Source organism: Pectobacterium sp. CFBP8739, from assembly GCF_013449375.1.
Lineage (GTDB): Bacteria > Pseudomonadota > Gammaproteobacteria > Enterobacterales > Enterobacteriaceae > Pectobacterium.
On the sequence record NZ_JACDRR010000061.1, the window covers coordinates 1 to 1,251 of the forward strand.

The 1,251-nt window shown below is 53.3% G+C and carries 1 pseudogene; it reads right to left on the reverse strand.

Annotated elements, in window-relative coordinates:
• A pseudogene (locus H0247_RS19645) lies at positions 1-362 on the reverse strand (molybdopterin-guanine dinucleotide biosynthesis protein MobC); the annotation flags it as partial.
• Positions 363-1,251 lie beyond the last annotated feature (889 nt).

The following is a 1,251-nucleotide window of genomic DNA, read 5'->3' on the forward strand; positions in this document are numbered from 1 at the left end:
TATTTGGCAAAGTTATTTAGCTGACGATCAAGGCGCTGCATCAGCGTCCAGTCAGTGACTTTCGAAGGCTCAAAGCGTGCAGGAAAACCGTCATCATCTGGTGTGACGACTGCGGCCAACCCGTCGTTGGTGATCCCCCACAGTGAGATTTTCTCCATCCTTGTACAAAACGTCTGCTTTTGAATGAATCCCATGTCGATGGCTTTTGCCAGCAGCAGATACAGCGGCTTGTGATTTTTATAATCAAAAAGCAGCATCAGGGTTTTAAAATCGCTGTAGGTTTCTTTTTTCAGGAAATTTAGCAGTACCCGGATCTTTTCGTGACTACGCGCTTGGCGTTCACGGTAATCGGAAATCAACATTGATCCTCCTTTGTCTCTGGCTGCTTTTCTTGTTCGTCTTTATCGCCTCATGGAATCGACTCATATTTCCGTGAATGGCGTGCGTCCATGGGATGCGCCGATAGCGTGAGGCGAATGGGGGGCCGCTTCGCAGCCATGCACCGGAAAATACATTTCCCGGCACAGAACGGCGTGCGCCAGTTCATGCGGGCTGGACGCCCTTATTGCCTGTCGCATGGGGGGAATGTCGCGGCTGGACGCCACGCCAAAACCCCCAACGTCAACAGAGGCACACCGTCGCGCGCTACGCGCGACTACCCCCTTTGAGACGCCGTTTTTAGCCCACTTTTTCTTTTGCCCGTTCCGGTCAGCGAAAAAATGGGAAAACGCCTTCAAAGTGGGTAGTCGCGCCTCGCTACCGGCTTGTGGCCGGAGACTTAGCCACGACGGTGTGCGGGGCGGATGCCCCCCAAATAAACCGACGCGTGGGCGCGTCTTTTTGCTCGCTGGGGCGGCAAAATTTATTCGGCTCCCCCCGGCCTGCTCGGTTTCCCTTGGGAGAAACGCTCGCGGGTGGGTTCGGGCGACGCAAATTAGCAATTTCTGTGAAATTGAATTTACTCGCCTCACGCCACGGTTGAATGCCCGCGAGGCGCAGGCATTCAACCGCCTAAACCCGTCGCGTTCTGCGTCGTGGTTGGATGGTCTGTTGAGCGCGGTTAGCGTTGTGAAAATAAAACGTGTTGGCATGTCTTCTCCCCACAGGAATCAGCCAGTAGAGGAGACTATCGGGAAAGGGGGAGGATGACTGCGAACAACTCAATATCGGACGGGAAGAATTATGGTTATTCAGCGTCGGAAGTAAAAAAGCTCTGACCTAACGGCAGAGCTTTAATTGTCAGCCTTAAAC